This window comes from Rugosibacter aromaticivorans, from assembly GCF_000934545.1.
Lineage (GTDB): Bacteria > Pseudomonadota > Gammaproteobacteria > Burkholderiales > Rhodocyclaceae > Rugosibacter > Rugosibacter aromaticivorans.
Genome location: NZ_CP010554.1, coordinates 2106766 through 2119970 on the forward strand (window position 1 = coordinate 2106766; position 13205 = coordinate 2119970).

Below are 13205 nucleotides of genomic sequence, written 5' to 3' on the forward strand. Positions count from 1 at the left end.
GTGCAACGGCGCGTACAGAGCAAAACCCAACGTGGCTTTGTGCTCATCAGTCTGGTCGCGCTCCTGGTCATGGGGGCACTATATTTTCTAGTATCGAATCTGACCCCCGAATTCATGCAGACCTACCGCCAGCGGCAAACCGATGCCGCGCTGGCGCAGGCACGGGAGGCCTTGCTCGGCTACGCATTACGCTTTCGCGAAGCCAACCCCAATGGTGCCAACATTCCCATTTACATGTATGGCTTCCTGCCGCTGCCCGATCTGGGGACGTCGCGGAACAACAACGTCAGTTGCACAACGGAAGGTTGCGATGCCGCCAATTTCACTGGCAATGCCACCAACGTGACGGTCATTGGCCGCTTCCCCTGGCGCATGCTGGGCACCGGCCCACTGCGAGACAGCAACAGTGAATGCCTCTGGTACGCAGTCTCTGGCAGCCATCAACGCATACAGCAAACCACGTCGATGAACTGGGATACGCTTGGCCAGCTCGATCTCGTCGTGGCCAACGGCACCACTGCGATGCAAAGCGCACTCGCCACAGCCCATGACCGGCCTATTGCCATTATCTTTTCGCCCGGACCACCCTTACCCGGCCAGGATCGCAGAACTTCGGCCACAACTGACGACGTCACCGAATGTGGCGGCAATTATGATGTGAAGAACTACCTTGATCCGGCCACGGCGACTGCGCTTGGCGGTGTCACCAACTATTTGGCCGGCACAAACAACGCCACCGGCATCACCGGCGACACCGATCCTGGCAACGATCCTGATACCCCTAAAGCACTATCGGCTCAGGGCATCATCAATCGGCAGAACGATGGCAGGCTCTGGCCGGGGCAATGCCCCACTAGCGCGAGTTGCGCCATCGCTGCCAATGACAAGGGGCTTGCCCTCACCGGCGACATGCTGTTCGGCACCCTGCGTAAATCATCGCTCTTTCGCCTCGACATCAACGCGATGCTCGACCGCTTGACAGGCTGCCTGCGCGATCAATTGAGCATCACCTCAGCCCATCCGCTGCCCAGTGCTTCCTGTTATGACGACAGTCAGGATCCGCAAAATTATTTCAGCAACTACAAAGATCAGCTCTTTGTCGCCCCATGTGCTGGCAATTGTGCGGTGACAATAGATGGCACCGCACCCGCCACCGTGTGCCCTGCCGTACTGATATTTTCCAGCCAGCGTAACAAGGTCAGCCAGATACGCTTGACAGCCGCAAACAAGGCTGACCCGAACAATTATCTGGAAGCGCCCAATGCCAACAGTTTCATCACGGCAGGCGCAACCTACGCGGGAATCAGCACGTTTTCTCGTGTCACTACGCCCGCCTCGGAATATCAAGACATCGTTCGCTGTATTCCCGCCGGGGCCAGTTTCAGTTCAGTTGAATCAACCACCCTGACCGGACTCGGGTTCAACCAGCTTTCAAGTTATGACGCGACAACGCGTACCCTGACACTGGGCAGCTTGAATGTCACCACCAGTGCGGTGGGCGCCGCCAATGCCGCCGCCTTGTTTGGGTGTAGCTGGACGCCGGAAACCCATACCACGGGCAGCGGTTTGCGCAGCTATTTCAAATTCAACATCTCCAACACCGGCCCGCCCGGCCCGGGGTTTACCTTTGCTGTCGTCGACGGTGACCGCAACACGATCAGCGCCTGCGGTGAAGCCAGCCAACACCTGGGTTATTCGGGCAATAACGGCAGCACACCATTTATCGCCGCACCGAAAATTGGCGTAGAGTTCGACACACGACGCAACTATCGAAGCCACCCACCATTTCTGCCAGATGGTTTCGATCCTTCGCGCACCCTCAGCGCAACGGCCATGCGCACGCTCGACAACGGCCGTGCCGACCCCAGCTACACAGGCGGCCATATTGGCCTGGTGTATTGGGGCAGCAACTCACCGATCAGCACCGGCTATGCCTGCCGCACTGGCTGTCGTTCGCCCAGCGTCTGCGACACCGCCGATAACCTCTGCAAACTCCCCATGGAGGAAGATGACAACGTGCACGGTCAGCTGCCCACGCCACCGGCCATGCGCCCGCCACCAAGTAATCCGCCCGTGCCCGCGTCACTTGCCAACCCGCCACCCTATCCTCCCCCTGGTGTGAGCAAGCTTGACCCCAACCTGCGCAGCACACCCACCAATCAAGACATTCATGTCCGTGTTGAAATCGAGCGGACCGGGTATGCTGGGCGTGACGACAACAGCCGGTTAGTGAAAGTGGTGGCCACAACACCGATCACCCTATCGGGCTTACCCACCATCGACTCGCTTGCGTTGTCAGCCGGTGACACCGTGCTGGTCACGGCACAAACCGATGCCCGGACCAATGGCGTCTACCTCGCCTCGACCGGTGCCTGGACACGCGACCTGAGCGCCGACGAAGGTATCGATCTGCCACCGGGCACTGCCTGGTTTGTCAAAGCAGGCGCCGCCAATATGGGCAGCCTGTGGCGCTTGCAAAATAGCGACACGCCAGTGATCAACAGTGATGCACTCACCATCCAGCGTGTGCGCTTGCCGGTAAAAACAGTGGCCACCTCGCCGATCACTCTGGCGGGATTATCAACGGTGGGTGGCGTGGCGCTGGCCGCAGGCGACCGCGTGCTGGTCACCAAACAAAACACCATGCCACCAACGCCTTCGGCCAACGGTGTGTATATCGCCAGTAGCGGCGTCTGGTCTCGCGCCACGCCAGAAAACACGGCAGATGGCATGAAAGCAGGTGCGATGTGGTTTGTCAGCGCTGGCAGCAACGCCAATACGTATTGGCATCTGGATAGCGATGCTACGCCAGATACCAGCACCAACATCACCATCCAACCCGCCACCCTCAATGATCTTTATTCAGCCACCGTGCAAACGCAGGTCTGGATGCTGCCTGAGAGCGCAACATCGGCCAACCAGATTGCCCGCATGAAAACCACAACGCGTGCCATGGCGCAGCTCGACCCCGTCGTCCGTTATGGTCAATGCACTGGCTCCTGCCCTGCATTCAATCCTTCAGGCCAGTATTGCGGCGGCGTGGAAACCGATAGTCATCGCTACTGCTATACCGGGCAGCAACCCAACCTGTATGATCGCCAAAAAATTTACGACGAACGCGGCAACACCTGCACCAGTGGCATCGCTTGTTCCAGCGGCCAGTTCTGCGGTATCGATCAAGCCTGCTACCGCCCTGCTTTGCGCACCCTGCGCCTGGGCTTTACCACCAGCCAGGACAGTAATGATCAAGTCATCTCTATCACCAACTTTTTCAGTACGGGGCTGCCATGAAACTTGCCGACTCATCAGCGCCGTCCCGATGGATACCGCTTCGCATAGCTTTTCACCAACGCGGCTTCACCCTGGTTGAACTTGCCATCGTGATGTTCATTGTGGCGCTCTTGCTCGGTGGCATGCTGTTGCCACTGTCGGCGCAGCAAGACATGCGCAACCAGGGGGACACGCAAAAACAACTTGCTGAAGCACGCGAAGCGCTGCTTGGCTTCGCGATTGCCAATGGCCGCCTGCCTTGCCCTGCATCAGGCACTAGTAACGGGATGGAGTCCCCTGCCGTTGGCGGTGCATGTACGAACCCGTATGACGGCTTTCTACCCGCGGCAAGCTTGGGTCTCGCCCCCATCGATGCCCAGGGCTATGCAGTCGATGGCTGGGGCGGTAATCCGATTAACCGCATCCGCTATGCCGTCACTACCGCCAACGCTAGCGCATTTACCACGGCCAACGGCATGAAAACTGTGACCATGACGGGTTTAGCGCCTGACCTGAAGGTATGCAATGCGGGCAGTGGCGTAGTCAACCCAGGCACTTTGAGCGCTGACTGTACAGCAGTCACGTCACTTGCCGCAGATGCCGTCGCCGTCATTTATTCGGTCGGAAAAAATGCGGGCACAGGTGGCAATGGACCCGACGAAAAACACAACCCTAACCCCAACCCAGCAGCAATCGCTGCCGACCGCGTCTTCGTTAGCACCCAGCCCAGCCCCAACTTCGATGATCAGATGATTTGGTTATCGAAAAACATCCTCTTTAACCGCATGGTCAGTGCTGGTCAGCTACCCTGAACGCAAAAGTCGGCGCTGGTGATACGGCGCGCAACAAGGACGCGTCGCTGCCACACGCGCGTCCTGCCGTTAGAATTAGGCCGTTAACCCTTACGGAAAAAACCATGTCCCGCTCATTCAGAATCGCGCCCAGTATTCTTTCTGCCAATTTCGCCAAGCTCGGAGAAGAAGTCAGCAACGTCATTGCTTCGGGTGCGGACTGGATTCACTTTGATGTAATGGACAACCATTACGTGCCGAATCTCACCATCGGCCCGCTGGTGTGTGCGGCTATCCGGCCGATCACCGATGCCGTGATTGACGTGCATCTCATGGTTAAACCGGTGGATCGTCTCATTCCTGATTTCGCCAAAGCGGGGGCGAACGTGATCACCTTTCACCCGGAAGCATCCGAGCATATCGACCGCACGTTGTCATTGATCCACGAATGCGGTTGTCAGGCTGGCTTAGTATTCAATCCCGCCACGCCGCTGAATTACATGGATTACGTCATGGATAAGCTCGACATCGTGCTCTTGATGAGTGTGAACCCGGGCTTTGGCGGGCAGGCATTCATCCCCGTCACGCTGGATAAACTGCGCGGCGCACGTTGTCGTCTGGACATGCACAAGAAAAAAACCGGCCACGACATTCTGCTCGAAGTGGATGGTGGGGTGAAGGTGGACAACATCGCTGACATCGCCCGCGCGGGGGCCGATACTTTTGTTGCGGGTTCTGCCGTGTTTGGCGCTGGCAAAGACGCTGACCCGCATCGCTATGATTCCGTTTTAGCCGCACTGCGCGCGCAACTTGCGACAGTGTAAATGCCAGCCAAATTAACAACCCCTCGCCTGCGCACCCAGATACGCACACTCACCCTCGACCTCGACGGCACGCTGCTCAATACGCTGCCGGATCTCGCGGCAGCGGCCAATGACATGCTGCGCGAGCTCGGGCTGCCTGAATATCCTGATGCCACCATTGCCTCGTTTGTCGGCCATGGCATTGCTCATCTGGTGGCGCGCTGTCTGCCCGAGGCTAATCTCACAGAACATGCCGAGGCACTACGCATTTTTCGCCACCATTACACGCACGAAAACGGCCGCCGCACGGTACTTTATCCTGGCGTTTTAGAAGGATTGCATGCGTGGCAAGCTACCGGCGTGCCCATGGCGGTCATTACCAACAAGGCGGCCGCTTTCAGCGAACCTTTGCTTGTTGCCACGGGCATTTCCTCTTTCTTTGATTTCGTTCTTTCTGGCGATAGCCTGCCCGAAAAAAAACCGCACCCGTTGCCGCTACTGCACGCCTGTCAGCAATTTGGCGTTGCCCCTGGCGAAAATCTGCACATTGGCGATTCTCGCCACGATGCCGCCGCCGCACGTTCCGCCGGGTGCCCCGTCTGGCTAGTGAGTTACGGGTACAGCACCGATGCGCCTGTGCAGTCCGTGGATTGCGATGCTATAGTCGCCACGCTTGCCGAGGCTGCCCAGCGCATGATCAACGGCTGATTGACCGTATCACCCGAGCCGACTTTTCTCGTTCCGAAACATCCCTGTGTGATCTCATCATCACTCATCGCCACCTGCATCACCGCATATGACCGCTTATTTTGTGGAGCACCCATGAAGCACATCAACCAGAGCGAATTCAATCGCCTCGCCGCCGAAGGCTATAACCGCATTCCGCTCACGCTGGAAACATTCGCCGATCTCGATACGCCGTTATCGCTGTATCTCAAGCTGGCCAATCAGGGCAACAGTTTCCTGCTCGAATCTGTCGTCGGCGGCGAACGCTTCGGGCGCTATTCTTTCATCGGCCTGCCCGCACGCACGTTGTTACGCGCCAACGCCTGGCGCACCGAAGTCGTCACCGACGGCCAAATAATAGAAACATTTGAAGGCAATCCACTCGATTTCATCGCCGAATATCAAACGCGCTTCAAGGTCTTCATCCCCGAAAACTTTCCGCGGTTCTGTGGCGGCCTGGCCGGTTATTTTGGCTACGACGCCGTGCGCTACATGGAGCAAAAGCTTGCCCGCTTTGACAAGCCCGATGAAATTGGCATGCCTGATGTGCTACTGCTGCAAACCGAAGCGCTGGCCGTCATCGACAATCTGGCGGGCAAAATCTACCTGATTGTCTATGCCAACCCGGCTGATTCTGCCACACCCAACGCCTATGCCGCCGCGCATGCCCGCCTTGATGCGCTGGCAAAAAAACTGCGCAGCCCGGTGAATATCCCTGCCAGCGCACCGGTTGCCGCCACGCAGGTCATACGCGATTTTGCCAAAGCGGATTATCTGGCCGCCGTGCAAAAAGCCAAGGACTACATCGCCGCCGGTGACATGATGCAAGTGCAAGTTGGCCAGCGCCTGAAAATGCCCTTCACCTGCCCGCCGCTGACGCTCTACCGTGCGTTGCGCTCGATCAATCCCTCGCCCTACATGTATTTCTACGACTTCGGCGATTTTCAGGTAGTCGGCGCGTCACCCGAAATTCTCGTGCGCGAGGAAACATCACTCGGTGGCAAGCGCGTCACCATTCGCCCGCTGGCCGGCACGCGGCCGCGCGGCGCCACGCCGGAAGCAGACCAGGCCCATGCCGAAGAACTGCTGGCCGATCCGAAAGAACGCGCCGAACACGTCATGCTGATTGATCTCGCGCGCAACGACATCGGCCGCATCGCGCAAACCGGCTCGGTGCACGTCACCGATCAAATGGTCATCGAACGTTATTCGCACGTCATGCACATCGTCTCGAATGTCGAAGGCTTGCTGCTGCCGGACATGGGCAATCTGGACGTGCTCAAAGCCACCTTCCCGGCCGGCACACTGACCGGCGCACCCAAAATCCATGCCATGGAAATCATCGACGAACTGGAGCCGGTCAAACGCGGGCTGTACGGTGGGGCGTGTGGTTATCTGAGCTTTTCCGGCGAAATGGACATGGCGATTGCCATTCGCACCGGCATCGTCAAGAACGGCATGCTCTTTGTCCAGGCCGCCGCCGGCATCGTCGCCGACTCAGTGCCCGAAAGTGAATGGCAGGAAACCGAAAACAAGGCCCGCGCCCTGATCCGCGCGGCTGAGCTGGCACAAGCGGGGCTTGATCACATTCAACCGGCGTAGTTCGGTTCGCACGTAGTTCGATGCGCATTTTCCGGATGAATCAGAAAATGTAGTACGCCGTGATTCTGGCGTGGGCTGCGCTCTTAAGACTGCTTTAAGTTAAGGCAGTCAAGATAGCGGCCACCATGAAAAAACGACTCCTCCCCCCCATTTTCTGTCTCCTCTGCCTCCCGCTTTACGGCCAGGCAGAGAACGTTTTGATCAAACTCTCACCAGAGCAGATCAAGTCATTATCCATAACCACCCAGTCGCTGAGCCGCTTTGAAGCGGGCGGTGGCCGACGATTACCAGCGCAAGTGGTGGTGCCACCACGACAGGTGGAAGTCATCGGCGCGCCGCTGGCCGGTGCGGTGACTGCCGTGCTTGCCGCCTATGGTGAAACCGTGACACGCGGCCAGCCCCTGGCGCGCATGCAAGGGCCGCAAATGCTGGAACTCCAGCGAGACTATCTCCAGGCTCAGGCGCAAGCCGAAGTCGCCAGTGAGAGTCGTCGCCGCGACGAAGCGCTCCATGCAGATGGCATCATCGCTGGCAGCCGGCTTTCTGTCACTCGTGCGACGGAGCGCCAAGCCGCCGCGCAGTTGGCAGAAAAACGCCAAGCCTTGCATCTAGCAGGGCTGAGTGCTCCCGGAACCGAAGTCAAGGGACTTTCCGGCGTCGCCGAAATTCGCGCGCCGTTTGCCGGTGTGGTTCTTGAAGCGGCGGTGCAGCCGGGGCAGCGAGTCAAAACCAGCACACTGCTGTTCAAGCTGGGGCGCATTGACTCCTTGTTGTGGCTGGAAATCCAGGCCACACCCGCCCAGGCCGCAGGCTTGGCCCCCGGCGACAAAGTCTCGGTGGTGGGTTGCGCGCAAGGTAGCCAGGACGGCCGCCTGACCCTGATAGCACCGCACATGAATCCGGCGACCCAGTCTTTGCTGTTGCGGGCGGAACTGCCGAAACCAGATGCTTGCGTCAAACCCTTCCAGTTCGTCCAGGTCAATATCACACCGGCAGCGCCACAGACTGGTAACCGCTCTGGCAACACCTGGCGCGTGCCCGGCAGCGCCCTGGTTCGCTATCAGGGCAAGGTCTGGCTGTTCGCTGCGGTGGCTGGCGGCTTTCGTCCCATCCCGGTGAACGTGCTGGATGAGACCGAGAAATCGTCTCTGGTCGTTGTCGAGATGCCGGGCGATGCCCGCATTGTTACCCACGGTGTCGTCACCCTCAAGGCTTCCTGGCTGGGGCTGGGCGCAGGTCAAGCGAAGTAAGACACCATCATGTTTTCACGCCTGATTGAATTCGCACTCACCCAGCGTCTGCTGGTCATCGTTGGCACCTTGTTGCTGGTGGGTGCCGGTATTGTTTCCTTCCGCGACTTGCCCATCGACGCCTTTCCCGATGTGTCCTCCACGCAGGTGAAGGTGATCATGAAGGCCCCTGGCATGACGCCCGAAGAAGTCGAAGCGCGCATCGTGACGCCGATCGAGATTGAAATGCTCGGCATCCCGAAGAAGAGCCTGGTCCGCTCAGTAGCCAAATATGCCATTGCCGACATTACGCTCGACTTTGAGGAAGGCACCGACCTCTACTGGGCGCGGCAGCAGGTATCGGAACGTCTTGCCGGTGTCATGAAAGATTTACCTGATGGTGCGAGCGGTGGCTTAGCACCCATCACCACGCCGCTGGGCGAGATGCTGATGTTCACTATCGAGGGCGACCTGCCTCTCGCCGAAAGACGCAGCCTGCTTGACTGGGTCATCCGGCCGCAGTTGCGTACCTTGCCCGGCGTCGCTGATGTGAACAGCCTTGGCGGCCATGTGCGCACGTTCGAGGTGGCGCCCCAGCTTGTGGCGCTCAAAGCCAGAGGCCTGATGCTGGCCGACCTGCAACGGGCGCTGGAAACCAACAACCGTAATGATGGCGCTGGCCGTCTGACGGAAGGGGAGGAATCCTTGCTGGTGCGCATCGAAGGCAGCATCAAGAACATTGACGATTTGCGGGCCATCGTTGTCGCCAATCGCAATAGTGTGGTGACACGCGTCGGCGACGTGGCCGATGTGCGTATTGGCAGCCTGACCCGCTACGGTTTTGTCACCCGAGACGGCGCAGGTGAAACTGTCGAAGGCCTGGTGCTCGGCCTGCGTGGCGCCAATGCCCGCCAGGTGGTGGAAGATGTGCGGGCAAAGTTGAAGGAAATCGAGCCATCGCTACCCAAAGGCGTTTCCATCAATATCTTTTACGACCGTGGCGTTCTGGTGGATCGCGCTGTGGGCACTGTTTCCAAAGCGCTGTACGAAGCGATCATTCTGGTGCTGATCCTGCTGTTCGCCTTTCTCGGCAACCTGCGTGCCGCCATCACCGTGGCTTGCGTGTTGCCCCTGGCAGCGTTGCTCACCTTTATCCTCATGCAACTCTTTGGCATGTCGGCCAACCTGATGAGCCTGGGTGGCCTGGCCATTGCCATCGGCATGCTGGTGGATGCGGCCGTGGTGGTCGTGGAAAATATCGAGAGTCATCTTGCCCAACCCAGCCCGGCTTCCATTCCACTGCTGCACCGCTTTTACCGGGCGGTGCGCGAGGTGGCAGTGCCTGTCGTCTCGGGCATCGCCATCATTATCATTGTCTTTCTGCCCTTGCTCACCTTGCAAGGACTGGAAGGCAAGCTGTTCATCCCCGTGGCGCTGACTATCGTCTTCGCGCTCTCCGGCTCGCTGCTACTGTCATTGACGACCATTCCGGTACTCGCCTCTTACCTCATCAAACCCAGTCATGGCACACCCTCGGGCGCAGCAGCGCATTCAGCGACAGGGGGAGCAGGGCACGAGGCCAATCACCCACTCCCCTGGTTGCCGCGCAAAGCACTGGCGATCTACGAGCCGGTCCTGACCTGGGCGCTGGTCAATACGCGGAAAGTCATTGCGGCGGCCCTCAGCCTGCTGGTGGCGACCGCCATGGCTTACCTGCTCCTGGGCAAGACCTTCATGCCCACCATGGATGAAGGCGACATTCTCATGCAGCTTGCCAAGCTGCCTTCTGTCAGTCTGGAAGCCAGCGCCGAAACTGATCTGGCCGTGCAACGGACGCTGCTGGCCAAGGTGCCAGAGATCAAGAATATCGTCGCCCGTACGGGTTCCGACGAACTCGGGCTTGACCCCATGGGACTTAACGAGACCGACACTTTCCTCGTGCTGGCCCCGCGTGACCAGTGGCGCAAGCCGGACAAAGAATGGCTGACGGATGAAATTCGTAAAGTGATGACGGATTTTGCCGGCATGGATATCGCCTTCACCCAGCCCATCGACATGCGTATCTCGGAAATGCTCACGGGTACGCGGGGCGATCTGGCCATCAAGATATTCGGCACAGATCTGGCTGAGCTCAACAGCCTGGCCGAGCGCATCGCTGCCTTGCTGAAAACAGTGCCCGGCGCGCAGGATGTGCTGACAGTAAAAAATGAGGGCGTCCAATATTACACGGTGGAAGTGGATCGCCTGGCCGCCGGTCGGCTTGGCCTGGGCATTGATGAGATTGCCGCTACCCTGCGTGCTCAACTGGAAGGCAAACACATTGGACTGGTACTGGAAGGCAATCGACGCACACCTTTGGTGATTCGTGGTAACAATGACACGCGCCTATCGCCCGCCCTTTTTTCCGGCATACTTCTGGCCTTGCCGGGAGGCGCTGGCACCGTCCCGCTCTCGGCGGTAGCCCGGCTCAAACGGGTCGACGGGCCAGTGAAGGTGGACCATCAGGATGCCGCACGACTGGTGGTTGTTCAAGCCAATGTGCACGGCCGCGACCTCGTGGGTTTCGTCGAGGAAGCAAAAGCACGAGTAGCCAAGGAAATTTCCCTGCCTGTCGGCTACTACATGACCTGGGGCGGTCAATTCGAAAACCAGCAGCGGGCAGCCAGGCGGCTGGCGCTCGTCGTGCCCATTGCGCTGGCAATGATTTTCTACATCCTGTTCATCACCTTTGGCTCGGTGCGGCAGGCGGCCCTGGTCATCAGCATGATTCCCTTCGCCCTCATGGGTGGCATCTTTGCCCTGCTGATTTTCGGAGAATATCTATCGGTGCCTGCTGCCGTCGGTTTTATCGCCTTGCTGGGCATCGCGGTATTGAATAGCCTGGTGCTCATTGACTACTTCAACCAGTTGCGTGAACAGGGGCTACCCATCGAACGCGTGATCACCGAGGGTGCCAAGCGGCGGTTGCGGCCGGTATTGATGACCGCTTCCATTACCGCCTTTGGCCTGCTACCGCTGCTCTTTGCCAGCGGCCCCGGTTCGGAAATCCAGCGGCCCCTGGCCATCGTCGTCATCGGTGGGCTCGTCACCTCGACCCTGCTGACGCTGATTCTGCTGCCCATCCTTTACAAACGCTGGGGAGTCGCTAAATGAAGCGCGACATCTGCCTGCATCTCGTACTGCCAAAATCCCTGGAGGAACCCGTCATCGACCATCTGCTCCGGCATCCTGCCTGGGTTGGCCCCTTCGTCACTCATCCGGCCGATGGCCACGCTGCGCCTGAGCACATCTCAAGCGAAGCCGAGCGAGTGCGTGGCCGTGCGGAACGCGTGAAGATCGAGATGCTCATGGCAGGCGACCATGCCCGGCAACTGATTGCCCAACTGCAAGCCGACCTGCCCGGTGCCGACATCACCTGGTGGATCAGCCCTGTTCTTGATTCCGGATCGCTGACATGAAATACAAATGTGCTTTGCTGTTTTTTCTGCCGCTGATCAGCCACGCAGCGGATTTCGTTGATTTCGCCGATCTGCCGCCGAGGGCTGCCGTCACTCAAGCGCTGACGCTGCATCCGGCGGTGAAGGCGGCCGAGGCTGGCGTCAGCGTCGCAGAAGCCAACAAGGATCGGCTGGTCGCCGGCCCGCATGAATTCACCCTGCGGATGGAAGGCCAGCGGCGGCGGGATGTTCCGCTTGACGTGAAGTACGATGAACAAACCGTCGGCATCGAGCGATCGGTTCGGCTGCCCGGTAAAGGCGCTATCGATACCGCATTAGGAAAAGCTGGTATAAGCCAGGCCGAGTACGCCTTTGGCGATGCCCTCCACGAGACAGCGCGCCGGCTGCTGAAGCAATGGTTCAACTGGCAACGGGAGCGCGCGACAACTCAGGAATGGCAAGCCCAGGTAGATATTCTTCGCCACCAATATGATGTGGCAAAAAAGCGTGTCGCCGTTGGCGATGCTGCCCGTCTCGAAGTCTTGCAGGCTGAAGCCCAACTCAATCAAGCCCAAGCACAACATGCACAGGCAGAGGCCATGACAAAACTGGCAGCGACAGATTTCACTCAGCAGTTTCCCAACATCATGTTACCAGCGGCGCCGCAACTCGCTCAGCCACAATCGCCACCGGCAAACGCGGAACCATGGCTGGAAAAAATGCTCATGCGCAACCATGAACTGCTAACAGCTGCTGCCGCCTCACACCACCAGCAACTCATCGCGCAGCGTACCGACGCAGAACGCCTGCCGGATCCGATGCTTGGCTTGCGTGTCTCTCGTGAGCGTGATGGACAGGAAAAGCTGCTCGGCCTGCAACTCGTCATCCCCCTGCCCGGCGCAGCGCGTGCTGCTTCTTCTCGCGCTGAATTAGCCGGGGTGAATGTGGCAGCGGCACGCGAAGCGCAGGTAAAAGCGAAAGTGGAAGCCGAATCTCGGCGCACCCTGATTGAAGCCCGGGCCGCTTTTGGCCAATGGGAGCGATTGGTCTCTGTTGCCGCGCGCATGGCAGAAAATGCCCAACTGCTCGACAAAGCCTGGCGTCTGGGCGAAGGCCAGTTTGCGGATCTACAGTTTGCTCGCCGCCAGGCCATCGAAGCACGGCTCGCTGCCGTGCGTGCACAGTTGGATGCCAATGAAACCCGCTACCGGATACTGCTTGATGCGCATGAACTATGGGCGCTGGATACTCACGAGGATGCCGCCGGTAGCGCACAAGACAGTGCGCTACCCTAGACCGCCTTAAGCAAACCTTCAGCCGGTGTTAATCAGTGCTTAAGGTGGCAAG

9 protein-coding genes are annotated in these 13205 nt (G+C 59.0%); all 9 read left to right on the forward strand.

Translation table 11 applies throughout. The features are described from left to right. The 9 genes from PG1C_RS10545 to PG1C_RS10585 all read left to right on the forward strand — a co-directional run bounded on the left by PG1C_RS10545 (window position 1) and on the right by PG1C_RS10585 (window position 13153). Window positions 1-3291 (forward strand): hypothetical protein, encoded by a 3291-nt coding sequence (locus PG1C_RS10545; protein WP_202634737.1) that lies wholly within the window; start codon window positions 1-3, stop codon window positions 3289-3291. Further along, window positions 3288-4082 carry a type II secretion system protein gene (locus tag PG1C_RS10550; protein WP_202634738.1) on the forward strand — a complete coding sequence of 265 codons (795 nt, stop codon included), beginning with the start codon at window positions 3288-3290 and terminating at the stop codon, window positions 4080-4082. Before PG1C_RS10545 ends, PG1C_RS10550 begins: the two co-directional genes overlap by 4 nt. 104 nt (window positions 4083-4186) lie before the next feature. Beyond that, complete coding sequence (gene rpe / locus PG1C_RS10555) at window positions 4187-4885, forward strand: ribulose-phosphate 3-epimerase (protein WP_202634739.1); 699 nt, start codon at window positions 4187-4189, stop codon at window positions 4883-4885. Further along, window positions 4886-5572 (forward strand): phosphoglycolate phosphatase, encoded by a 687-nt coding sequence (locus PG1C_RS10560; RefSeq protein WP_202634740.1) that lies wholly within the window; start codon window positions 4886-4888, stop codon window positions 5570-5572. It abuts the gene before it with no gap. 114 nt (window positions 5573-5686) lie between these two features. Then, a complete protein-coding gene (gene trpE, locus PG1C_RS10565) occupies window positions 5687-7192 on the forward strand; it encodes an anthranilate synthase component I (protein WP_284431754.1) in 1506 nt (501 codons plus the stop codon). 125 nt (window positions 7193-7317) lie between these two features. Continuing rightward, complete coding sequence (locus tag PG1C_RS10570) at window positions 7318-8442, forward strand: efflux RND transporter periplasmic adaptor subunit (protein WP_202634741.1); 1125 nt, start codon at window positions 7318-7320, stop codon at window positions 8440-8442. A 9-nt stretch (window positions 8443-8451) separates the two neighbouring features. After that, window positions 8452-11574, forward strand: coding sequence for an efflux RND transporter permease subunit (locus PG1C_RS10575; protein ID WP_202634742.1), 3123 nt, complete (start codon window positions 8452-8454; stop codon window positions 11572-11574). After that, window positions 11571-11879 (forward strand): DUF3240 family protein, encoded by a 309-nt coding sequence (locus tag PG1C_RS10580; protein WP_202634743.1) that lies wholly within the window; start codon window positions 11571-11573, stop codon window positions 11877-11879. The genes PG1C_RS10575 and PG1C_RS10580 overlap by 4 nt, the downstream gene beginning before the upstream one ends. Continuing rightward, window positions 11876-13153, forward strand: a complete 1278-nt coding sequence (locus tag PG1C_RS10585; RefSeq protein ID WP_202634744.1) for a TolC family protein — start codon at window positions 11876-11878, stop codon at window positions 13151-13153. Before PG1C_RS10580 ends, PG1C_RS10585 begins: the two co-directional genes overlap by 4 nt. Window positions 13154-13205 lie beyond the last annotated feature (52 nt).

Excerpts from the sequence above, each read along its gene's own strand:
- PG1C_RS10550 (WP_202634738.1), top strand. The coding sequence starts at position 3,288 with ATGAAACTTGCCGACTCATCAGCGCCGTCCCGATGGATACCGCTTCGC.
- rpe (WP_202634739.1), top strand. The coding sequence starts at position 4,187 with ATGTCCCGCTCATTCAGAATCGCGCCCAGTATTCTTTCTGCCAATTTC.
- PG1C_RS10560 (WP_202634740.1), top strand. The coding sequence starts at position 4,886 with ATGCCAGCCAAATTAACAACCCCTCGCCTGCGCACCCAGATACGCACA.
- trpE (WP_284431754.1), top strand. The coding sequence starts at position 5,687 with ATGAAGCACATCAACCAGAGCGAATTCAATCGCCTCGCCGCCGAAGGC.
- PG1C_RS10570 (WP_202634741.1), top strand. The coding sequence starts at position 7,318 with ATGAAAAAACGACTCCTCCCCCCCATTTTCTGTCTCCTCTGCCTCCCG.
- PG1C_RS10575 (WP_202634742.1), top strand. The coding sequence starts at position 8,452 with ATGTTTTCACGCCTGATTGAATTCGCACTCACCCAGCGTCTGCTGGTC.
- PG1C_RS10580 (WP_202634743.1), top strand. The coding sequence starts at position 11,571 with ATGAAGCGCGACATCTGCCTGCATCTCGTACTGCCAAAATCCCTGGAG.
- PG1C_RS10585 (WP_202634744.1), top strand. The coding sequence starts at position 11,876 with ATGAAATACAAATGTGCTTTGCTGTTTTTTCTGCCGCTGATCAGCCAC.